This is a genomic window from Pseudomonas syringae CC1557, from assembly GCF_000452705.1.
Lineage (GTDB): Bacteria > Pseudomonadota > Gammaproteobacteria > Pseudomonadales > Pseudomonadaceae > Aquipseudomonas > Aquipseudomonas syringae_F.
The window spans coordinates 377,458-399,149 of sequence record NZ_CP007014.1 but is presented as its reverse complement, the minus strand read 5'-3'; the positions used below and the strand labels follow the sequence as shown (position 1 = coordinate 399,149).

The following is a 21,692-nucleotide window of genomic DNA, read 5'->3' as shown; positions in this document are numbered from 1 at the left end:
GGTCGAAGAGAGCATCATGAAAGACACCATTCGCCAGCTGATTCAACAAGCCCTGACCCGTCTCGTCACCGAGGGCGTCTTGCCAGAAGGGCTGACGCCGGCGATTCAGGTGGAAAATGCCCGTGACAAAACGCACGGCGACTTCGCCAGCAACATTGCGATGATGCTCGCCAAGCCTGCCGGGATGAAACCGCGTGATCTGGCTGAAAAGCTGATCGCTGCGCTACCTGCCGACGATCAGGTGAGCAAGGTCGAAATTGCCGGTCCGGGCTTTCTGAACTTCTTCCAGAACACCGCCGCGCTGGCTTCGCGCCTTGACGCCGCGTTGGCCGATCCGCAATTGGCGGTTCGCAAGGCAGGCGCCACACAGCGCGTGGTAGTCGATCTGTCGGCCCCTAATCTGGCCAAGGAAATGCACGTCGGCCACCTGCGCTCGACCATCATTGGCGACGGCGTGGCAAACGTTCTGGAGTTCCTCGGCGACACGGTCATTCGCCAGAATCACGTCGGCGACTGGGGCACCCAGTTCGGCATGCTGCTGGCCTACCTGCAGGAAAAACCGGCAACCAGCGACGAGCTGTCTGACCTGGAAGATTTCTATCGCGCCGCCAAGCAGCGCTTTGACGAGTCCGAAGAGTTCGCCGAGCGCGCGCGCGGGCTGGTGGTCAAGTTGCAGGCTGGTGACGCTGAATGCCTGACGCTGTGGACGCGTTTCAAGGATATCTCGCTGTCCCACTGCCAGGAAACCTACGAGCGCCTGAACGTCAAACTGACCCCGGCCGATGTCATGGGCGAAAGCGCCTACAACGATGATCTGGCCAACGTGGTCAATGATCTGAAAGCGACCGGCCTGCTGGTCGAGAGCAACGGCGCACAGTGCGTGTTCCTCGAAGAATTCCGCACCGCCGATGACACGCCACTGCCGGTCATCGTGCAGAAGGCCGGTGGTGGTTATCTGTACGCCACCACCGACCTCGCCGCCATCCGCTATCGCAGCAAAGTGCTCAAGGCCGACCGTGTGCTGTATTTCGTCGACCAGCGTCAGGCCCTGCATTTCCAGCAAGTATTCGAAGTGGCGCGCCGTGCGGGATTTGTCCACGATGGCATGCAACTGGAACACATGGGCTTCGGCACCATGAACGGCGCAGATGGCCGCCCGTTCAAAACGCGTGACGGCGGTACGGTCAAGCTCATCGACCTGCTCAATGAGGCCGAAGAACGTGCCTATACGCTGGTCAAGGAGAAGAACCCGGACGTCGCCGAGGCCGAGTTGCGCAGCATTGCCAAGGCCGTGGGGATCAGTGCGGTGAAATACGCCGACCTGTGCAAGCACCGCGCCAGCGATTACAGTTTCAACTTCGATCAGATGCTGAGCTTCGAAGGCAATACCGCGCCTTATCTGTTGTACGCCTACACCCGTGTAGCCGGTGTGTTCCGCAAGCTGGGGACGCCTTTCGACGCCAGCAAGGGCCACATCGTCCTTGCAGCACCGCAGGAGCAGGAACTGGCTGCGCGTCTGGCGCAGTTCACTGAAACATTGAATAACGTCGCAGAAAAAGGCACACCGCACGTACTTTGTGCTTACCTGTATGACCTTGCGGGCCTGTTTTCCAGCTTTTATGAAAACTGCCCGATTCTTGGTGCGGAAAATCCCGATCAGCAACAGAGCCGTCTGCGTCTGGCTGCCCTGACCGGCCGCACCCTCAAGCAAGGCCTCGACCTGTTGGGTCTGGAAACTCTGGAGCGTATGTAAGTTGGCAGTTGCGAAGAAGAAACCGGCACCCAAGCGGGGCGCCAGCCGTTATCAGGCACCCGCGAAGAAACCGATTCCAGGGTGGTTGTGGCTGGCAATTGGTCTGAGCGTAGGCGCATTCGTGGTCTTTCTGATGAAGCTCGAACCGGGTGGCGAAGACGTCAAGCGGGTCAAGGCGGACGCCAAGGCGGCGAAAATAGCCGAGGCGAACAAGACACCACCAAGCCCGACCGCGCCGGTCAAGCCCAAGTACGACTTCTACACGCTGCTGCCGGAATCGGAAGTCATCGTGCCGAACGAAGCGGTCCCGGAAAAGACTCCGCCGCCTGTCGCGCCGACGGCCCCGGTTTCGCCCGAGCAGGCCGCCAAGATCGACACGGCGCGCGCTCAGGCAGCGCTTAGCGGTCTGACACCGCCACCGGCTCCGTCTGTTGCCACGACCAAGCCAGCGGCGGTCACGACGTTCTATCTGCAAGCGGGCTCGTTCCGCAAACAGGCCGACGCCGAGAAGGTCCGCGCACAGATCATCCTCCTGGGTCAGACATCGACCGTCGAATCCGGCACCGTGAAGGATGAAACCTGGTATCGCGTCCTGGTCGGCCCGTTCAGCAACCGCGAACAGCTGACCACTGCCCAGAAGCAACTGGCAGGCGGCGGCTTCAGCAACTTGTTGCTGCAACAACGCCAGAGCCGCTAGCGGGAGCTGGATTCACATCGATGCGCATGCCAATGCCCCGCATTGGCATGCCATTCCGGATGCTCTGCTTCCCTTGCGACGCAGAGCGTCGTGAAATGCATTCCTACGCTGGAGCGTGAGGAACGAGAACCTTATAACTATCGTACCAATGCTCCGCGTTGGTATGCCGTTCAGGACGCTCCGCGTCCGCTACGACGCAAGGCGTCGTGGTTTGTGTATTTCCCTCCCCTCTTCATCTATTTATCTCTGCGCGCCAGGTCATGTCGTAAACGCACCTTTGTGTGGCGTCCATAGGCATTTGGCGTCTTTGGTCCGGCCCTACCATCGCTCTCAGAGGGCTCTGTTCAGCCCGACCAAAAAGTCAGGCGCAGCGCCGCCGCCGGGAGATCCGCGATGTTCAGCAAGCAAGACCAGATTCAGGGTTATGACGATGCACTGATGTCGGCGATCAACGCCGAGGAGCTGCGTCAGGAAGACCATATCGAGCTGATCGCCTCGGAAAACTACACCAGCAAGCGGGTGATGCAGGCCCAGGGCAGCGGCCTGACCAACAAGTACGCCGAGGGCTATCCCGGCAAGCGTTACTATGGTGGTTGCGAGCATGTCGACAAGGTCGAGCAACTGGCCATCGAGCGCGCCAAACAGCTGTTCGGTGCCGATTACGCCAACGTCCAGCCGCACTCCGGCAGCCAGGCCAACGCTGCGGTCTATCTGGCGCTGCTGCAGGCTGGCGACACCGTGCTGGGCATGAGCCTGGCGCATGGCGGCCACCTGACTCACGGTGCCAAGGTCAGCTTTTCCGGCAAGCTTTATAACGCCGTGCAGTACGGCATCGACACCACCACGGGGCTGATCGATTACGACGAAGTCGAGCGCATCGCCGTCGAATGCCAGCCAAAAATGATCATTGCCGGTTTCTCTGCCTATTCGAAGACGCTGGATTTCCCTCGTTTCCGCGCAATCGCCGACAAAGTCGGCGCCTACCTGTTCGTCGACATGGCCCATGTCGCCGGTCTGGTCGCTGCCGGTTTGTACCCCAACCCGCTGCCCTACGCCGATGTGGTCACAACCACCACACACAAGACCCTGCGCGGCCCACGCGGCGGCCTGATTTTGGCCAGGGCCAACGAAGAACTGGAAAAGAAATTCAACTCGGCCGTCTTTCCCGGCGGCCAGGGCGGCCCGTTGATGCACGTCATAGCCGCCAAGGCCGTGTGCTTCAAGGAAGCGATGGAGCCCGGCTTCAAGGCTTATCAACAGCAGGTCATTGATAACGCGCAAGCAATGGCACAGGTCTTTATAGATCGGGGCTTCGACGTGGTCTCCGGCGGCACCGACAACCACCTGTTTCTGGTCAGCCTGATCAGTCAGGGCCTGACCGGCAAGGATGCCGACGCCGCGCTGGGCCGTGCGCACATCACCGTCAATAAGAACTCGGTACCCAACGATCCGCAGTCTCCCTTCGTGACCTCAGGCCTGCGCATCGGTACGCCGGCCGTCACCACCCGAGGTTTCAAGGTAACCCAGTGCGTCGAGCTGGCAGGCTGGATCTGCGACATTCTCGACAACCTCGGTGATGCCGACGTCGAGGCCAATGTCGCGAGTCAGGTTGCAGCCCTGTGCGCCGATTTTCCGGTTTATCGCTGAGTCAGGAGTAGCCTTACATGCAGCATTACTCAGGCTTCGGCCTTCTCAAGCATTCCCTCACCCATCACGAAAACTGGCAGCGCATGTGGCGCACGCCAACGCCGAAAAAAGTCTACGACGTAGTCATCGTCGGTGGCGGCGGACACGGTCTGGCGACGGCTTATTATCTGGCCAAAGAACACGGCATCACGAATGTGGCGGGGGTCGAGAAAGGCTGGCTGGGCGGTGGCAACACGGCTCGCAACACCACCATCGTGCGCTCCAACTACCTGTGGGACGAGTCGGCGCATCTTTATGAGCACGCAATGAAACTGTGGGAAGGCCTGTCCCAGGACCTGAACTACAACGTCATGTTCTCCCAGCGCGGTGTCTACAACCTGTGCCATACCTTGCAGGACATGCGTGACTCGGAACGCCGCGTCAGCGCCAACCGCCTCAACGGTGTAGACGGCGAATTGCTCAACGGCAAGCAGGTCGCTGAAGAAATCCCGTATCTGGATTGTTCAAAAAACACCCGCTATCCGATCATCGGCGCAACCGTTCAACGCCGTGGCGGCGTGGCCCGTCACGACGCAGTGGCCTGGGGTTTTGCGCGTGCGGCCGATGCGTTGGGCGTTGACCTGATTCAGCAAACCGAAGTGATCGGTTTTCGCAAGGAAAACGGCGTGTGCATCGGCGTCGAAACCAACAAGGGTTTCATCGGCGCCAAACGGGTTGGCGTAGTCACGGCCGGTAATTCCGGGCACATGGCCAAACTGGCAGGCTTTCGTCTGCCGATCGAATCACATCCGCTGCAAGCGCTGGTGTCCGAGCCGATCAAGCCGATTATCGACAGCGTCATCATGTCCAACGCTGTGCACGGCTACATCAGCCAGTCCGACAAGGGCGACCTGGTGATCGGTGCCGGTATCGACAGTTGGGTCGGCTACGGCCAGCGCGGCTCGTACCCGGTGATCGAACACACCGTTCAGGCCATCGTCGAGATGTTTCCGGTCCTGTCCCGCGTGCGCATGAACCGCCAATGGGGCGGCATCGTTGACACTACGCCGGACGCCTGCCCGATCATCTCCAAAACGCCGGTCCCTAACATGTTCTTCAATTGCGGCTGGGGCACGGGCGGCTTCAAAGCCACACCGGGTTCGGGCAACGTATTTGCCGCCAGCCTGGCGAAAGGCGAAATGCACCCACTGGCCAAGCCGTTCTCCATCGACCGCTTCCACAACGGCGCGCTCATTGACGAACACGGCGCTGCAGCCGTAGCCCACTAACAGGAGAAACCGACCATGCTGTATATCTTCTGTCCTCACTGTGGCGAACTGCGCTCCGAAGAGGAATTTCATCCGTCCGGCCAGGCGCACATCCCGCGCCCGCTGGACCCCGGTGCCTGCACCGATGAGCAATGGGGCGATTACATGTTCTTCCGTGACAACCCGCGTGGCCTGCATCACGAACTGTGGATTCACGCCGCCGGTTGCCGCCAGTACTTCAACATGACGCGTAACACCGTGACTTACGAGATTCTGGAAACCTATCCGATTGGTACCACGCCACAGTTCACGGATCAGGGAGACAAGGCATGAGCCAGACCCATCGCCTGCCCAACGGCGGCCGCATCAACCGCAGCAAGGTGCTGAACTTCACCTTCAACGGCCAGACTTATCAAGGCTTCGAAGGCGACTCGCTAGCGTCCGCGCTGCTAGCCAACGGCGTCGATATCATTGGCCGCAGCTTCAAGTACTCCAGGCCACGCGGCATCTTCGCGGCAGGCTCGGAAGAGCCGAATGCCGTGTTGCAGATCGGCGCCACCGAAGCCACGCAGATCCCCAACGTGCGTGCCACCCAGCAAGCGCTTTATTCAGGTCTGGTTGCGACCAGCACCAACGGTTGGCCCAGCGTGAATACCGACGTGATGGGTATCCTCGGCAAGGTCGGCGGCAAGCTGATGCCCCCCGGTTTCTACTACAAAACCTTCATGTACCCGCAATCGTTCTGGATGACTTACGAAAAGTACATCCGCAAGGCGGCGGGCCTGGGCCGCTCGCCCACCGAGAACGATCCGGACAGCTACGACGCGATGAACCAGCACTGTGACGTGCTGATCGTCGGCGCAGGCCCTGCCGGTCTGGCTGCTGCGCTGGCAGCGGGCCGCAGCGGCGCACGGGTGATTGTTGCCGACGAGCAGGAAGAGTTCGGTGGCAGCCTGCTCGACAGCCGTGAAAGCCTGGATGGCAAACCGGCCACCGAGTGGGTCTCGACGGTAGTTGCCGAGCTGAAAAGCCTGCGCAACGTGACGTTGCTGCCACGCGCAACGGTCAACGGCTATCACGATCACAATTTCCTGACCATTCATGAGCGGCTGACCGATCACCTCGGTGATCGTGCCCCTATCGGCATGGTCCGCCAACGCATGCACCGGGTGCGCGCCAAACGTGTGGTGCTGGCCGCCGGTACGCACGAGCGCCCGCTGGTCTACGGCAACAATGACGTGCCGGGTAACATGCTGGCCAGTGCGGTCTCGACGTATGTCCGTCGTTACGGGGTCGCGCCGGGCAAGAAACTGGTGCTGTCGACCAATAACGACCATGCCTACCGCGTCGCGCTGGATTGGCTCGATGCCAGTCTGCACGTCGTTGCGATTGCCGACGCGCGGCACAACCCGCGCGGCCCACTGGTTGAAGAAGCACGTGCCAAAGGCATTCGCATTCTGACCGGCAGCGCAGTTATCGAAGCCCGTGGCAGCAAACACGTGACCGCTGCGCGAGTCGCTGCCATCGACATCAAGGCGCACGCCGTTACCAGCCCTGGCGAATGGCTTGAGTGCGATCTGGTTGCCAGCTCCGGCGGCTACAGCCCGATTGTGCATCTGGCCTCGCACCTGGGTGGCAAGCCGGTCTGGCGAGAGGACATCCTCGGTTTCGTGCCAGGTGAAGCACCGCAGAAACGCATTTGCGTGGGTGGCGTGAACGGCGTCTACAGCCTTGCCGACAGCTTGGCCGATGGTTTTGAAGGCGGCGCGCGCGCGGCCAGCGAAGCGGGCTTCGGGATTGTCGAAGGCGTCATGCCCAAAGCACTCAGCCGTACCGAAGAACCGACGTTGGCGCTGTTCCAGGTGCCGCACGAAAAAGGTACCGCACGAGCTCCCAAGCAGTTCGTTGACTTCCAGAACGACGTCACCGCCGCCGCCATCGAACTGGCGACACGCGAGGGTTTCGAGTCGGTCGAGCACGTCAAACGTTACACCGCGCTGGGTTTCGGTACCGATCAGGGCAAGCTGGGCAACGTCAACGGTCTGGCCATCGCCGCCCGCTCGTTGAACGTGTCGATTCCGGAAATGGGCACCACCATGTTCCGCCCCAACTACACGCCGGTGACCTTCGGTGCGATTGCCGGACGCCACTGCAAACACATCTTCGAACCGGTGCGTTTCACCGCTCTGCACGCCTGGCACGTCAAAAACGGTGCCGAGTTTGAAGACGTCGGTCAGTGGAAACGTCCCTGGTACTTCCCGAAGAACGGTGAAGATCTTCCGGCAGCCGTTGCTCGCGAATGCAAGGCGGTGCGTGACAGCGTCGGCCTGCTGGACGCCTCGACGCTGGGCAAGATCGACATTCAGGGCCCGGACGCGCGCGAATTTCTCAACCGCATCTACACCAACGCCTGGACCAAACTGGACGTGGGCAAGGCGCGTTACGGGCTGATGTGCAAGGAAGACGGCATGGTCTTCGATGACGGCGTGACCGCCTGCCTCGCCGATAACCACTTCCTGATGACCACCACCACAGGCGGCGCTGCACGGGTTCTGCAATGGCTGGAAATCTATCAGCAGACTGAATGGCCAGACCTCAAGGTTTACTTCACCTCTGTGACCGATCACTGGGCGACCCTCACGCTGTCCGGCCCCAACAGCCGAAAGCTGCTAAGCGAAGTCACCGACATTGATCTGGGCCGTGAAGCCTTTCCGTTCATGACCTGGAAAGAAGGTCTGGTCGCCGGTGTACCGGCACGGGTGTTCCGTATCTCGTTTACCGGCGAGCTGTCCTACGAGGTCAACATTCAGGCCGACTACGCCATGGGCGTTCTGGAAAGGATCGCCGAGGCAGGCAAACAGTACAACCTGACGCCTTACGGCACCGAGACCATGCACGTGCTGCGCGCAGAGAAGGGTTTCATCATCGTCGGTCAGGACACCGATGGCTCGATGACCCCGGACGACCTGAACATGGGGTGGTGTGTCGGCCGTACCAAACCATTTTCCTGGATCGGCTGGCGCGGCATGAATCGAGAAGACTGCGTGCGGGAACAGCGCAAGCAACTGGTCGGCCTCAAACCGGTCGACCCGAACAAGTGGCTGCCGGAAGGTGCGCAGCTGGTGTTCGACACCAAGCAGACGATTCCGATGAACATGGTTGGCCACGTGACCTCCAGTTACGCGCACAACTCGCTGGGTTATTCGTTCGCCATGGGCGTGGTCAAAGGCGGCCTGAACCGTATCGGTGAGCGGGTGTTTGCGCCTCTGGCCGATGGCAGCGTGATCGAAGTCGAGATCGTGTCTTCGGTGTTCTTCGATCCGAAGGGCGAGCGGCAGAATGTTGAGTAAACATCAGCGCCAAACAGAATTCAAAGCAGGTGACTCATGAGCACAGCCAACGTTTACCAGCAGCGCCCGACCACCGACGTCAAAGCCGAGTCGCCGCTGTTCCACGCCAGTCTCGACAGCCTGATAGGCAAAGGCCGCGCCAGCCCAGGCGTGTTCCTGCGCGAGAAGAAGCTGCTCGGCCATCTCACTCTTCGTGGCAATGCCCATGATCCAGCCTTCGCCACTGGCGTACACAAAGCGCTGGGCATGGAGCTGCCAGCAGCACTGATGCTGGTCATCAATGGCGAAAGCTCTCTGCAATGGCTCGGCCCGGATGAGTGGCTGCTGATCGTGCCGAGTGGCGAAGAATTTGCGGCGGAGCAGAAATTGCGTGCTGAACTGACCGGGCTGCACATCGCCATTGTCAATGTCAGCGGAGGCCAGTCGATTCTGGAGCTGAGTGGGCCGAAGGTGCGCCAGGTGTTGATGAAATCCACCAGCTACGACGTACATCCGGACAACTTCCCGGTGGGCAAAGCGATCGGCACGGTGTTCGCCAAATCGCAACTGGTCATCCGCCGAACCGGCGAAGAGACCTGGGAGCTACTGGTCCGCCGCAGCTTCTCGGACTATTGGTGGCTGTGGTTGCAGGATGCGAGTGCCGAATACGGACTGAGCATTCAGGCGTGAAGAGCCCGAGAAACACAGTTAAACCACATCAATTCTCGCGCTCATGGTGATACACAAGTCTTGAGATAACTATCGTGCGCGGAGCTTTTGCAGGAGCGAACCGGGCGGAGCGAACCGGGCGACGCTTCGCTTGTTCGCGAAGACGGTAGTCCAGACGATGCATTTTCGGGGGAACCTGCCAACCCTTTTGCTTCTACGGCCTTCGGCCAGAATCAAAAGCAGACGTGTTTACCACAACAAGTGCCCCGCTCAGGGGCACCGTACAGGAATCATTAACCTATGAGCCGCGCGCCCGACACATGGATTTTGACCGCCGACTGCCCCAGCGTGCTGGGCACGGTAGACGCGGTGACCCGCTTTCTGTTCGAGCAGGGCTGCTACGTGACAGAGCACCACTCTTTTGATGATCGACTGTCGGGGCGTTTTTTCATTCGCGTGGAGTTTCGTCAGCCCGAGGCTTTCGACGAGCAGGCATTCAAGGCAGGATTAGGCGAACGGGGCGCAGCATTCGGCATGATCTTCGAGCTGACAGCACCCAACTACCGGCCAAAAGTAGTGATCATGGTTTCAAAAGCCGATCACTGCCTGAACGACCTGCTCTATCGTCAGCGCATCAATCAACTGTCCATGGACGTCGTCGCCGTGGTGTCCAATCACCCTGATCTTGAGCCACTGGCTGGCTGGCACGGAATTCCGTACTACCATTTCCCACTGGACCCCAATGATAAGCCCGCGCAGGAAGCCAAAGTCTGGCAGGTCATCCAGGAGTCCGGCGCAGAACTGGTGATTCTCGCTCGCTATATGCAGGTCCTGTCACCGGACCTGTGCCGCAAGCTTGATGGCAAGGCGATCAATATTCATCACTCGTTGCTGCCCGGTTTCAAGGGTGCCAAACCGTACCATCAAGCCTACAACAAGGGCGTGAAACTGGTCGGCGCGACGGCGCATTACATCAACAACGATCTGGACGAAGGCCCGATCATTGCCCAAGGCGTGGAGGTGGTCGATCACAGTCACTACCCCGAAGACCTGATTGCCAAGGGTCGAGACATCGAAGGGCTGACACTGGCCCGCGCGGTGGGCTATCACATCGAACGGCGGGTGTTCCTCAACGCCAACAGGACGGTGGTTTTATAGGCGCATGCTGCAAGCGATGAGTATTTCTTGCCGCTTGCAACTGTTCTTCTCTGCTCCAAAACAATAAAAGCGAGGCGACATGTATGTCTGGTAATCGCGGTGTAGTTTATCTCGGCGCTGGCAAGGTCGAAGTGCAATCAATCCCTTTCCCGAAAATGGAAGACCCACGCGGCAAGCGCATTGAACACGGCGTGATCCTGCGCGTGGTTTCCACCAACATCTGCGGCTCGGACCAGCACATGGTGCGCGGTCGCACCACGGCGCAGACCGGACTGGTACTAGGTCATGAAATCACCGGCGAGGTGCTGGAAGCCGGTCGTGACGTGGAACATCTGAAAGTCGGTGATCTGGTTTCTGTGCCGTTCAACGTGGCGTGCGGTCGCTGCCGCAGTTGCAAGGAGCAAAACACCGGCGTCTGCCTGACCGTCAACCCTGCGCGCCCCGGTGGCGCTTATGGTTATGTCGACATGGGTGACTGGGTCGGCGGCCAGGCAGAGTACGTGCTGGTGCCCTATGCAGACTTCAACCTGCTCAAGTTGCCGGACCGCGATGCTGCGATGGAGAAGATTCGCGACCTGACCTGCCTGTCCGACATCCTGCCCACCGGCTACCACGGCGCAGTAACCGCAGGCGTTGGGCCCGGCAGCACCGTTTACGTGGCAGGCGCTGGCCCGGTAGGTTTAGCCGCTGCCGCTTCGGCCCGCTTGCTGGGTGCGGCGGTAGTGATAGTCGGCGACGTCAACCCGACACGCCTTATCCACGCCAAGGCCCAAGGCTTCGAGATTGCCGACCTGTCCCAGGACACGCCGCTGCATGAACAGATCGCGGCCCTGCTCGGGGAGCCGGAAGTCGATTGCGCCATTGACGCTGTAGGCTTTGAGGCTCGCGGTCATGGCCATGCTGGCGCTCAGGCCGAAGCCCCCGCCACCGTGCTCAACTCATTGATGGGAGTGGTGCGAGTAGCAGGCAAGATCGGCATTCCCGGCCTGTACGTCACCGAAGACCCGGGTGCCGTGGACGCCGCTGCAAAAATGGGCAGCCTGAGCATCCGCCTCGGCCTTGGCTGGGCCAAATCCCACAGTTTCCACACCGGCCAGACCCCGGTCATGAAATACAACCGCCAATTGATGCAGGCCATCATGTGGGACCGCATCAAGATCGCAGACGTGGTCGGTGTCGAGGTGATCAGTCTGGACGATGCTCCGCGTGGTTATGGCGAGTTTGATGCGGGCGTGCCGAAGAAGTTTGTGATTGATCCGCATAGGTTGTTTAGTGGCGTGTAGGTTTAACAAGCGGGCAGCCGATCCACAGGATCCTGGCGATAGATGCAAAGAACAGCCGGGGCGGCGGAAGTCATGGGGGCATTCTCTGGAATTGACCATCAGCTTGATCCTGCACCTTCCAGCCGTCCGGCCTTACAGCTAGCAGAACTGCCAGGCAAAAATGTCTGGCGCTGAAATAACCTGCACCCAGTCATGCACGCCGGGAACAAGCCTCGGTTCCTCCAGTCAAATCGTCAGCTTTACCGCCCACTAATAGGTGGTTCAGGTTTGATAAGGGTGACGCAATGAAAACTGCACGCAATATGGCTTTGGTAACGTTGATGGCGCTGGCGGCAAGCCCAGCGTTTGCCTTCAATCTGAATGACGCAGCGAATGCCGTCTCCAATGCCACGAATGGCAATCAGAAAGCCACGGCGGCACCCGAAGTGGCTGGTCTGCTCAATACCCTCGGCACGCAGCTCAATGTCACCCCTGAACAGGCGGTTGGCGGGACAGGCGCATTGCTTGGACTGGCGAAGAACAAACTGACCAGCACCGATTATTCGCAGTTGGCCAAATCCGTACCGGGGCTGGAGCAAATGTCCGGGACGTCTGCGCTGGACAGCCTGGGTGGCGCCAACGGGCTAGGCAGTCTGCTGGGCAAATCGGGCAATAGCTCGATGCTCAACAGCGCACTGGGCAACGTGCAGAACATGGGCGACGTAAATAACGCCTTCAAGGCATTGGGCATGGACAGCACGATGGTCAGCCAGTTTGCTCCGCTGATTCTGCAATACCTCGGGCAACAAGGTGCCAGTGGTTCTGCGTTGCAGAGTTTGAGTGGGCTATGGGGAGCGCGTAGCTGAACCTGACCTGATGAAGGGGGCAAGGGCCTGTCAGAACTGTCAGTGCCCCGCCAGCTCCAGTCGCAACGCCGCAATACGCGCATCTTTCTCGACCCAAAGCTGATTGACCCAACCCTGCACTTTCTCGCGAAACACCGGGTCGTTCTCGTAATCGCCCTGCCACAGTGCGGGATCCAGCTCACGGGTCTTGATATCGACGATCACTTTGGAGACCCGACCGCACAGCATGTCCCAGAAACCGGGAATGCCTGAGCCGGGATATACCACCGTGACATCCAGAATGGCATCGAGCTGTTCGCCCATCGCCGCCAGCACAAAGGCCACGCCGCCCGCCTTGGGTTTGAGCAGGTTGGCGTAAGGCGATGCCTGCGCCGCATGTTTGGCCGGGGTGAAGCGCGTGCCTTCCAGGTAGTTCACAACGGTCACTGGCTGGCGCTTGAACAACTCGCAGGCGGCTTTGGTGATTTCCAGGTCCTTACCCTTGAGTTCCGGGTGTTTGGCCAGAAAAGCCTTGCTGTAGCGCTTCATGAACGGGTAGTCCAGCCCCCACCACGCGAGCCCTAACAGCGGCACCCAGATCAGCTCCTTTTTCAGGAAAAACTTGAAAAAGGGTGTGCGCCGGTTGAGCGCCTGAATCAGCGCGGGAATGTCGACCCATGACTGATGATTGCTGATGACCAGATAAGACGTATCAGCGCGAAGTCCTTCATCACCGCGAATGTCCCATTGCACGGGAATGAACGTCGCGAAGATGGCTTTGTCGATCTCGGCCCAGGTCTCGGCTATCCACATCACCCCGTGTGAGCAGTGATCGCGCATATGGCCCTGAAACAGCAGCTTGAGCAGCGCGACAATCAGCAAGGGCACGATCAGTACCAGCGTGTTGACCAGTAGCAGGAGGGTAACGAGACAGCCGGTGAGCAAACGGCGCATAGCAGACTCTTGATAGTTCAGGGGCGGCAATGATAAAGACCCTCGCGTTTTACGCCAATTACACAGGTGCTTACAAATGTTTCACGTCTCGGCATTTATGCTGGCGTGACATGCTTGCTGCCGAACCTCCTGTAGGTTCGCTGTCTAAAACCGGACGCCAATCAGGCGCTGACCATTGCGAGGAACCTCTCACGTGAAACCGATCCTGGCGCTATTGTCGTTGCTGGCCCTGCCAGTCATGGCTGCTGAACCGACGTTGTATGGTCGCTACGAGAATATCAAGGTTCTCGACGTGGACCAGACCTTCAAGGCCAAAATGGACACCGGCGCCCTGACCGCTTCGTTATCGGCCAAGGACATCGAGCTGTTCCAGCGTGATGGCGATGACTGGGTACGGTTCCGCCTAGCCACCAAGGGCGCGGACAACAAGGTGTATGAGCACAAGGTGTCGCGGATCAGCAAGATCAAGGGCCGTGCAGAAGGTGATGACGAGGACGACGACGGCATCAACCCTGCCAAGCGTCCTGTCGTTGACCTGGAGCTGTGCCTGGGCAACAAGAAGCGCACGGTCGAGGTCAACCTGGTGGATCGCAGCCACTTCAACTTCCCGCTGCTGATTGGCGCCAAGGCTTTGCGTGAGTTCGATGCTGCGGTCAATCCGGCCCGTCGTTACACCGCCGACGAGCCCGATTGCTGAGTTTTTTTATCGTCTCAGTGCCCAACGCTGGGTAATGCAGGTCTGCACGCTCTGCGTCCGATCTCCCACGCTGGAGCGTGCGGAACGATAAGCGCATGCAAGACCATCGTGCGACGCTCCGCGTCGCATGCTGTTCTGGACGCTCTGCGTCCGATCTTGCTTGAGTGTGCAGTGCGACACAGATTGACTCAAACCGGCGGCTGGGTCGCTTGCATCGACGGGCGCTGGCTGACTTCCAGATACCAGTTGGCCAGCCGTGGGTAGCTGTTGCGCCAGTTCAGCTCCGGCTGGCGAAAATCCAGATAGCCAAGCGCAGCTGCCACGCTGATCGATGCCACATCGAACGACGAACTGAGTTCAGTGATCGCGTCGCTTTCGAAATAACCGAGCGAGCGTTCGATCTTCTGCTGCTGATTGTCCAGCCACTGGTCCCAGTGTTTTTCCTGCGGGCGCAAGGCGGTTTCGTAACGAATCAGCACCGCAGCGTCGAGCACTGCATCGGCCAGAGAGGCTAGCGTGAGACGTCTCCAGCGTGCCGGGCCTTCGCGGGGGATAAGCGGCAGGCCCACATGCTGATGGTCCAGATAATCAAGGATGACCCGGCTGTCATGAATGACATTGCCATCAGCCAGACGCAACGCAGGGAGCTTGCCTGCGGGGTTGTCCTCATTGAGCTCCGCAGACGGACTGACCGGGGTCAGCACCGTGGCCTGCAACTCCACGCGGTCTAGCTGCGCGGTTTCATGAAGCATTACTACCACTTTACGAGCAAAGGGCGAAGCTGCGTTGAAGTACAACGTCATCGTGGGCGCAGACATGGGTGTTCCTCGAATGAGACAGGGCCCTAGACTAGTCAGCGTGTGACAGGTCTGCAATCGACGTTTCAATCAGCCCCGTCGTACCAGCAACCCCCGGATACTCAGCCCGGCGGCGCACCCCATACCCAACCAGGCCAGCGTGTCCCACCAGCCGTCCCCCAGCAGCGCAGCGAACAGGCCCACAGCGATGAGCAACGCCAGCACGCCAGGTATCGCAAAGGTCTTCCAGAACCGTGACGGCCTTGAACTCATTGCGCCACCCGGGCTTGAACAGCGCTCGGCAAGCGTGCGGTGCGGCGTCTGACCCACCACAGGTAAACCCCGCTGCCGAGCACGATGATGGTCAGCACATCCAGCACCGCCCATAACACCTTCATCGGCATGCCGCCGTAATCGCCGAAATGCAGAGGTTGCGACATGCCCAGAGCGTCCATGTACCAGGGACGTTCGACTACGGCGGTCACTTGCAGGGTCTGCGCGTCGATCAGCACGGGGGTGGCGAGGTGTGCCGTCAAATGGGTGTTGCCCTTGAGGAACACCGCGTAATGATGCTCGCTGGAGAAGCGCGTACCGGGAAAGGCGATGAAGTCGGCCTGCATGCCGGGCGCTGCCGACTCGGCGATTTCCAGCAAGCGTGTCGCCGGAGCGCGCTGGGTCAGGGGCGGCGCGTCTTTGTACGGCGCAATCATGGTTGCCAGCGCGTCGTTACGCCATGAGGCAATCAACAGGTCGGCGCAAGCGCTGATCACGCCCGTTACACCGACTACCAGCGCCCAGGTCAACGTCACCACGCCAATCAGGTTGTGCAGGTCAAGCCAACGCGTGCGTCGGGATTTGTTGGCCCTTACCTGCCCGAACTCCAGTTTGCGCATGAAGGGTGAATACAGCACGGTTCCGGAAACGATGGCCACTACAAACAGCAGTCCCATGAAGGCCAGCAACAGTTTGCCGGGCAGTTCGGCGTACATGTCCACATGCAGACGCAGCATGACCATCATGAAGCCGCCATTGGCCGACGGCATTTCCAGGGCTTCGCCGGTACGCGAATCAAGGGCGAAGGTGTGGGATGAGTTAGGCTCGGTACCTGCCGTCGCAGCCGTAATCGCCATCACCCCGTTGGGGTCTTCGTCATCCCAGCCAAAATACTGCATCACCTCGCCGGGGCGATGCGCTTCTGCAGCCCGCGCCAGTTGCTCAAGGTCCAGTCGCGGTGTGTCGGCAGGCATCTCCCGGTAATGCGGTGCGTCGCCCAGCAGATGATCGATTTCATGATGAAAAATCAGCGGCAGGCCGGTTATGGCCAGCATCAACAGGAACAGGGTGCATATCAGGCTGCTCCAGGTATGGACGATGGACCAGCGACGCACGGTTTGGCTTTTCATGAATTATCCACAGGCGAAGAGGACCGCCGAGCGTGCCCTTGAATGACGTGTAAAACCAAGCCGCATGAAACCGGAAAAGTGTCAGGGGGCAATTCGTTGGCAGCGTGAAGTGGTGTGTTTCAGAGTTTTGCCGGAGTGGCGTCAACCTGGGCGTCCCTGGCCTGCACGCTGACCCACCATTTTGTGTGCTGCTCGATCTGCACGGGCAGGGTTGGCAGCAGCGCCTTGAGCGCCAGGTCGGTATCAGCCAGCGGAAAGCTGCCGGTAATGCGCAAATCAGCGACTTGCGGGTCAACACCCAGATGGCCGGCACGGTAGCGTCCCAGCTCGGCGAGCAGATCGGCCAGGCGGGCGTTATCCACCACCAGCATGCCTCGAGTCCAGGCATCGGTGCCGGAAGGCATGCTGAGCAGCGGGCCCAGCCCGTTGCGAGTCAACAGGATCTGCTGCCCCTCACGCAGCACCTGTTCATCGGCCGTGTCGCGAGGGTGGGCAGCCACGGCCGACTGCAAGACGCTCAACAACGTCCCGGCCGATTCACGCCTGACCAGAAACCGCGTACCCAGTGCGCGCATGCTGCCGTCCGGCGTCTCCACGATGAACGGACGCGGATCATCGTGGTTACCGGTCTGCACCAGCATTTCACCCTCCTGCAAAATGACCCGGCGTTGCTGCGCGTCGAAGCGCACGTCGATGGCGCTGTGGGTGTTGAGACGAATCAGGGTGTTATCCGCCAGGCGTACTTCGCGTTGCTCGCCAGTGGCCGTACGTTGATCGGCAAGCCAGTAATTCACCGGCAGGTAACGATCACCCATGAACAGTGCCAGACCGAACGCAACAAACATCACCGCCAGACCGCCGCCCAGCTTGCGTAAGCTCTGACGCAGTGTGCCAGGCGATTGCTGCAACGCCTTGCGCGCCGGACCTGCCGGCAGAGCGAATCGTTGATTGACCATGCCCAATTGACGCCATGCTCTGGCATGTTCTTCGTCAGCAGCCAGCCATTGAGCGAGTTCGGCACTGTTGCCAGGGGTGCCATCCATATCCAGTTGCCACTGGATGGCAGCATCGAGCACGCGGGCGGATACAGGTCTGGTGCTCATGTCGGCTCGCCGTAGAGCGCCACATAGCACTGACGCAACGCCTGAGCCAGGTATTGCCTGATCCGCGACACAGAGACGCCAAGCAGTTCGGCAATCTCGCCATGGCTCAAACCGTCGAGACGGCTATACAGAAATGCGGCGCGTGCCTTGCTCGACAACGTGTCGAGCAGACGGTCGATGGTTTTCAGGTCTTCGAGAATCAGCAACTGTTGTTCCGGCGAAGGCTGCTCGGCCTCCGGCAGTTGCATCAACTCCCCGAGATAAGCCTGCTCAAGCGCAGCACGACGGAAATAGTCGAACATCAGGCCCTTGGCGATGGTCGCCAGAAACGCGCGCGGCTCCCGAGGCGGATGCAACTCATCCCGGCCCAGCAGGCGCACGAAGGTGTCCTGACTCAGGTCTTGCGCACGTTGTGGACAAGCGACATTGCGCCGAAGCCAGGCCAGCAGCCATCCGCGATGATCGCGATACAACGCACCAACGATTTCGCTATGAGCGCTTGGGACTGATGACACGCACGGCCTCGATGAGAAAGATCTAACTAAAGAGAATCATTCGCGATTGTGGCAGAGCGGAGGGGTAGTGGCAATTGGCGTCTGTCGGGAGAAGGAGGATTCGGATCGTGCTGACTCTCGTGCCAATGCTCCGCGTCCATTGCGACGCAGAGCCTCGAGAAATGCATTCACACTGAAGCGTGCGGAACGACTGGCGTCCGGGGAGGACGCCAGTCATCAGATCAAGCCTGGTGGCTGATCGCGCGCAGCGGCTTGCCGCGTGCGGGTTTGTCGCCTGCAACGAAGTAGTCGGCAGTGCTGCGTGGCAGCGGCTGGCGGCCGCGGATCTTGTCGGCGATTTTCTCGGCGATCATGATCGTCGGTGCGTTCAGGTTGCCGGTGGTGATGATCGGCATGATCGAGGCATCGACCACACGCAGATTCTGCATGCCATGTACGCGGCCCTGACCATCGACCACCGCCATCTCGTCAGTGCCCATCTTGCACGAGCAGGACGGGTGATAAGCCGTTTCGGCATGCTCACGCACGAACTGGTCCAGCGCCTCATCGGACTGCACGTCAATGCCGGGGCTGATTTCACGGCCACGGTACGGATCAAGCGCCGGTTGCTGCATGATCTCGCGAGTCAGGCGGATGCCGTCGCGAAATTCCTGCCAGTCCTGCTCCGAAGCCATGTAGTTGAACAGGATGCTCGGGTACTCGCGTGGGTCCTTGGACTTGACGTGTACGCGACCACGGCTTGGCGAGCGCATGGAACCTACGTGCGCCTGGAAACCGTGTTCCTGAACACCTTTGGTGCCGTTGTAGTTAATTGCGACCGGCAGGAAGTGATACTGAATGTTCGGCCATTCGAACGCTTCGCTGGAGCGAATGAAACCACCCGCCTCGAACTGGTTGCTGGCGCCGATGCCGGTGCCGAGAAACATCCACTCTGCACCGATGGCAGGCTGGTTCCACCATTTCAGCGACGGGTAGAGCGACACGGGCTGGGTGCAGGCATATTGCAGGTACATCTCCAGGTGATCCTGAAGGTTCTGGCCAACGCCTGGCAGGTCATGCACCACCGGAATGTCGAGTTTGTTCAGCAGTTCGGCAGGGCCGACTCCGGAGCGTTGCAGGATCTGTGGCGAAGCGATGGCGCCGCCACACAGCAGCACTTCCTTGCGGGCACGCGCTTCAATACGCGTGTCGCTGTCGCCGACCAGATACGCCACGCCGACGGCACGCTTGCCTTCGAACAGGATACGGTCGGTCAAGGCGTGGGTAACAATGCTCAGGGTCGAGCGCTTTTTCGCTTCGTCCAGATAACCACGTGCGGTGCTGGCACGACGACCTTTGGGGGTCACTGTGCGGTCCATCGGACCAAAGCCTTCCTGCTGATAACCGTTGAGGTCGTCAGTGCGCGGGAAACCGGCCTGCACACCTGCCTCGACCATCGCGTGGAACAGCGGGTTGTTACCCGCCTTGGGCGTGGTCACACTGACCGGACCTTCGCCACCGTGGTAATCGTTCGGGCCGATATCACGGGTTTCGGCCTTGCGGAAGTACGGCAGGCAGTCGAGGTAGCTCCAGTCTTCCAGACCCGGCTCTTTGGCCCAGCCATCGTAGTCCATCGCGTTGCCGCGGATGTAGCACATGCCGTTGATCAGCGACGAACCGCCAAGGCCTTTGCCACGACCGCATTCCATACGGCGGTTGTCCATGTGCGGCTCTGGCTCGGTCTCGTAAGCCCAGTTGTAACGACGGCCTTGCAGCGGGAACGCCAGTGCGGCTGGCATCTGGGTGCGGAAATCAAGACGGTAGTCCGGACCACCGGCTTCGAGCAGTAGAACAGTGACGCCTGCGTCTTCGGTGAGACGGGCTGCCAGGGTGTTGCCGGCAGAGCCGGCACCAATGATGATGTAGTCGTATTCGGATTGAGTCGTCATAGAGGCTCCCTCATAGAGTTGCAAGTCTCAAGCCTTGGCTGCAAGCAGAAGCAGCAAGGCGATACTTGTGGAAAATGGGGTGTGGCAAGCATCTCTGGATTGCGTCTGCTTGAGGCGTGCCACGTGCCACTTGAATCGCGCTTAGAAAACCGAGGCGTAGTCGCCCAGTTCGATTTGTACAGATTTGATGCGCGTGTACTGGGCCAGCGAGCTGATGCCGTTCTCACGACCGACACCCGACTGCTTGTAGCCGCCGACCGGCATTTGTGCCGCCGACTCGCCCCAGGCATTGATCCAGCAGATACCGGCTTCCAGCAAATGAATCACGCGGTGGGCGCGGTTCAGGTCGCGGGTCACGATGCCAGCAGCCAGACCGAAATCGGTGTCATTGGCGCGACGCACTACTTCATCTTCTGTGTCATAACCGAGGATGCTCATCACCGGGCCAAAGATCTCCTCGCGCACGATGGTCATCTCGTCGGTGCAGTCGGTGAACACCGTTGGCGCGACATAGGCACCCTTGTCGAATACACCACCGGTCAGACGATCGCCGCCGCACAACAGACGTGCGCCCTGCTCTTTGCCCTTGGCGATATAGCCCAGCACGCTTTCCATGTGTTCGAAGCTGACCAGCGGACCGAAGTTGATGTTCTCGTCTTCCGGGTTACCAGCACGAATACGCTTCACACGCTCCAGGATTTTCGCTTCGAACTCGGCTTTCAGCGCGTTCGGGACAAACACGCGAGTACCGTTGGTGCAGACCTGACCCGAGCTGTAGAAGTTGGCCATCATCGCGATGTCAGCGGCACGATCCAGGTCGGCATCGTCGAACACGATCAACGGCGACTTGCCGCCCAGTTCCATGGTCACTTCCTTGAGCGACGAGCTCGAGGCACTGGCCATGACTTTCTTGCCGGTGTCAGTGCCGCCCGTGAAGGAGACTTTCTCGATGCGCGGGTGCTCGGTGATCCAGGTGCCGACTTCACGACCGCTGCCGGTCAACACGTTGAACACGCCGTTCGGCACGCCCGCTTCGGTGTAGATTTCCGCCAGCTTCAAGGTGGTCAGCGAGGTGACTTCGCTTGGCTTGAAGATCATCGCGTTGCCCGCCGCCAGTGCTGGAGCGGATTTCCATAGTGCGATCTGGATCGGGTAGTTCCACGCGCCAATGCCAGCCACCACACCCAGCGGCTCACGGCGGGTGTAGACGAAGGAGGAATCACGCAGCGGGATCTGTTCGCCTTCGATGGCGGGCACCAGGCCTGCGTAGTACTCCAGCACGTCGGCGCCGGTCACGATATCTACGTAGCGGGTTTCAGAGATGGCCTTGCCGGTGTCCAGGGTTTCCAGCGCGGCCAGCTCATCGTTGCGCTCACGCAGGATGTCGACGGCACGGCGCAGGATTCGCGAACGCTCTATAGCCGTCATGGCGGCCCAGATTTTCTGGCCTTTTTCAGCCGCAACTACCGCACGCTCGACATCGTCCTTGCCGGCACGCTGGATCTGCGCAAGCACTTCGCCGTTCGCCGGGTTGATGGCGTCGAACGTCTCGGGGTTGCTGGCGTCAACGTAGCCGCCGTCGATGTAAAGTTTCTGCAATTCAAAACGGGCCATAAAGTCCTCGCAAATTCAGTGGGGGAGGCGATGACTGATTTCAGTGTGCCGGATGGAGTCGGCAACAGGCTGAT

The 21,692-nt window shown here is 60.0% G+C and carries 19 protein-coding genes; 11 read left to right on the top strand and 8 right to left on the bottom strand.

Annotated elements, in window-relative coordinates:
* Positions 1-16 precede the first annotated feature (16 nt).
* The 10 genes from argS to N018_RS01820 all read left to right on the top strand — a co-directional run bounded on the left by argS (position 17) and on the right by N018_RS01820 (position 12,628).
* Positions 17-1,753: an arginine--tRNA ligase gene (argS, locus tag N018_RS01865; protein WP_025388707.1), complete on the top strand. Its 1,737-nt coding sequence runs from the start codon at positions 17-19 to the stop codon at positions 1,751-1,753.
* Position 1,754: 1 nt separating this feature from the next.
* Positions 1,755-2,450 carry an SPOR domain-containing protein gene (locus tag N018_RS01860; protein WP_024646254.1) on the top strand — a complete coding sequence of 232 codons (696 nt, stop codon included), beginning with the start codon at positions 1,755-1,757 and terminating at the stop codon, positions 2,448-2,450.
* 393 nt (positions 2,451-2,843) lie between these two features.
* A complete protein-coding gene (glyA, locus tag N018_RS01855; protein ID WP_024644982.1) occupies positions 2,844-4,097 on the top strand; it encodes a serine hydroxymethyltransferase in 1,254 nt (417 codons plus the stop codon).
* Positions 4,098-4,114: 17 nt separating this feature from the next.
* Entirely contained in the window at positions 4,115-5,365 is a 1,251-nt protein-coding gene (locus N018_RS01850; RefSeq protein ID WP_025388706.1) for a sarcosine oxidase subunit beta family protein, read from the top strand.
* Positions 5,366-5,380: 15 nt separating this feature from the next.
* Positions 5,381-5,677 carry a sarcosine oxidase subunit delta gene (locus N018_RS01845; protein ID WP_024644980.1) on the top strand — a complete coding sequence of 99 codons (297 nt, stop codon included), beginning with the start codon at positions 5,381-5,383 and terminating at the stop codon, positions 5,675-5,677.
* Positions 5,674-8,694, top strand: a complete 3,021-nt coding sequence (locus N018_RS01840) for a sarcosine oxidase subunit alpha (protein WP_025388705.1) — start codon at positions 5,674-5,676, stop codon at positions 8,692-8,694. Before N018_RS01845 ends, N018_RS01840 begins: the two co-directional genes overlap by 4 nt.
* A 36-nt stretch (positions 8,695-8,730) precedes the next feature.
* On the top strand, positions 8,731-9,363 hold the full coding sequence (locus N018_RS01835) for a sarcosine oxidase subunit gamma (protein WP_025388704.1): 633 nt from the start codon (positions 8,731-8,733) through the stop codon (positions 9,361-9,363).
* 279 nt (positions 9,364-9,642) lie between these two features.
* Complete coding sequence (gene purU / locus N018_RS01830) at positions 9,643-10,500, top strand: formyltetrahydrofolate deformylase (RefSeq protein WP_024644977.1); 858 nt, start codon at positions 9,643-9,645, stop codon at positions 10,498-10,500.
* Between the two features lie 83 nt (positions 10,501-10,583).
* On the top strand, positions 10,584-11,783 hold the full coding sequence (gene fdhA, locus N018_RS01825) for a formaldehyde dehydrogenase, glutathione-independent (protein WP_024644976.1): 1,200 nt from the start codon (positions 10,584-10,586) through the stop codon (positions 11,781-11,783).
* A 284-nt stretch (positions 11,784-12,067) separates the two neighbouring features.
* Positions 12,068-12,628, top strand: coding sequence for a DUF2780 domain-containing protein (locus N018_RS01820; protein WP_024644975.1), 561 nt, complete (start codon positions 12,068-12,070; stop codon positions 12,626-12,628).
* 39 nt (positions 12,629-12,667) lie between these two features.
* Here the strand turns inward: N018_RS01820 and N018_RS01815 are convergent, their stop codons facing one another.
* Positions 12,668-13,561, bottom strand: coding sequence for an acyltransferase (locus N018_RS01815; protein ID WP_025388703.1), 894 nt, complete (start codon positions 13,559-13,561; stop codon positions 12,668-12,670).
* Between the two features lie 193 nt (positions 13,562-13,754).
* Between N018_RS01815 and N018_RS01810 the strand changes: the two genes are divergently transcribed.
* Positions 13,755-14,258 carry an ATP-dependent zinc protease family protein gene (locus N018_RS01810; RefSeq protein ID WP_025388702.1) on the top strand — a complete coding sequence of 168 codons (504 nt, stop codon included), beginning with the start codon at positions 13,755-13,757 and terminating at the stop codon, positions 14,256-14,258.
* 188 nt (positions 14,259-14,446) lie between these two features.
* On the opposite strand, the gene N018_RS01805 is transcribed toward N018_RS01810, so the two are convergent.
* The 7 genes from N018_RS01805 to betB form a co-directional block, all read right to left on the bottom strand.
* Complete coding sequence (locus N018_RS01805; protein WP_025388701.1) at positions 14,447-15,076, bottom strand: glutathione S-transferase family protein; 630 nt, start codon at positions 15,074-15,076, stop codon at positions 14,447-14,449.
* 69 nt (positions 15,077-15,145) lie between these two features.
* Positions 15,146-15,328, bottom strand: a complete 183-nt coding sequence (locus N018_RS01800) for a hypothetical protein (RefSeq protein WP_024643494.1) — start codon at positions 15,326-15,328, stop codon at positions 15,146-15,148.
* Positions 15,325-16,458 (bottom strand): PepSY-associated TM helix domain-containing protein, encoded by a 1,134-nt coding sequence (locus tag N018_RS01795; protein WP_025388700.1) that lies wholly within the window; start codon positions 16,456-16,458, stop codon positions 15,325-15,327. Before N018_RS01795 ends, N018_RS01800 begins: the two co-directional genes overlap by 4 nt.
* A gap of 119 nt (positions 16,459-16,577) precedes the next feature.
* Positions 16,578-17,561, bottom strand: a complete 984-nt coding sequence (locus N018_RS01790; RefSeq protein WP_024643496.1) for a FecR domain-containing protein — start codon at positions 17,559-17,561, stop codon at positions 16,578-16,580.
* On the bottom strand, positions 17,558-18,076 hold the full coding sequence (locus N018_RS01785; RefSeq protein ID WP_024643497.1) for an RNA polymerase sigma factor: 519 nt from the start codon (positions 18,074-18,076) through the stop codon (positions 17,558-17,560). The genes N018_RS01790 and N018_RS01785 overlap by 4 nt, the downstream gene beginning before the upstream one ends.
* Positions 18,077-18,297: 221 nt before the next feature.
* The gene (gene betA / locus N018_RS01780) at positions 18,298-20,004 is read right to left on the bottom strand and encodes a choline dehydrogenase (RefSeq protein ID WP_024643498.1); all 1,707 of its coding nucleotides are present in this window, start codon (positions 20,002-20,004) and stop codon (positions 18,298-18,300) included.
* A 141-nt stretch (positions 20,005-20,145) separates the two neighbouring features.
* Positions 20,146-21,618, bottom strand: coding sequence for a betaine-aldehyde dehydrogenase (gene betB / locus N018_RS01775; protein ID WP_024643499.1), 1,473 nt, complete (start codon positions 21,616-21,618; stop codon positions 20,146-20,148).
* Positions 21,619-21,692: the final 74 nt, after the last annotated feature.

Coding starts and splice junctions, on each gene's coding strand:
- fdhA (WP_024644976.1), top strand. CDS start 10,584: ATGTCTGGTAATCGCGGTGTAGTTTATCTCGGCGCTGGCAAGGTCGAA.
- argS (WP_025388707.1), top strand. CDS start 17: ATGAAAGACACCATTCGCCAGCTGATTCAACAAGCCCTGACCCGTCTC.
- N018_RS01815 (WP_025388703.1), bottom strand. CDS start 13,561: ATGCGCCGTTTGCTCACCGGCTGTCTCGTTACCCTCCTGCTACTGGTC.
- N018_RS01790 (WP_024643496.1), bottom strand. CDS start 17,561: ATGAGCACCAGACCTGTATCCGCCCGCGTGCTCGATGCTGCCATCCAG.
- N018_RS01850 (WP_025388706.1), top strand. CDS start 4,115: ATGCAGCATTACTCAGGCTTCGGCCTTCTCAAGCATTCCCTCACCCAT.
- N018_RS01795 (WP_025388700.1), bottom strand. CDS start 16,458: ATGAAAAGCCAAACCGTGCGTCGCTGGTCCATCGTCCATACCTGGAGC.
- N018_RS01835 (WP_025388704.1), top strand. CDS start 8,731: ATGAGCACAGCCAACGTTTACCAGCAGCGCCCGACCACCGACGTCAAA.
- N018_RS01840 (WP_025388705.1), top strand. CDS start 5,674: ATGAGCCAGACCCATCGCCTGCCCAACGGCGGCCGCATCAACCGCAGC.
- purU (WP_024644977.1), top strand. CDS start 9,643: ATGAGCCGCGCGCCCGACACATGGATTTTGACCGCCGACTGCCCCAGC.
- N018_RS01805 (WP_025388701.1), bottom strand. CDS start 15,076: ATGTCTGCGCCCACGATGACGTTGTACTTCAACGCAGCTTCGCCCTTT.
- betB (WP_024643499.1), bottom strand. CDS start 21,618: ATGGCCCGTTTTGAATTGCAGAAACTTTACATCGACGGCGGCTACGTT.
- N018_RS01845 (WP_024644980.1), top strand. CDS start 5,381: ATGCTGTATATCTTCTGTCCTCACTGTGGCGAACTGCGCTCCGAAGAG.
- glyA (WP_024644982.1), top strand. CDS start 2,844: ATGTTCAGCAAGCAAGACCAGATTCAGGGTTATGACGATGCACTGATG.
- N018_RS01800 (WP_024643494.1), bottom strand. CDS start 15,328: ATGAGTTCAAGGCCGTCACGGTTCTGGAAGACCTTTGCGATACCTGGC.
- N018_RS01820 (WP_024644975.1), top strand. CDS start 12,068: ATGAAAACTGCACGCAATATGGCTTTGGTAACGTTGATGGCGCTGGCG.
- betA (WP_024643498.1), bottom strand. CDS start 20,004: ATGACGACTCAATCCGAATACGACTACATCATCATTGGTGCCGGCTCT.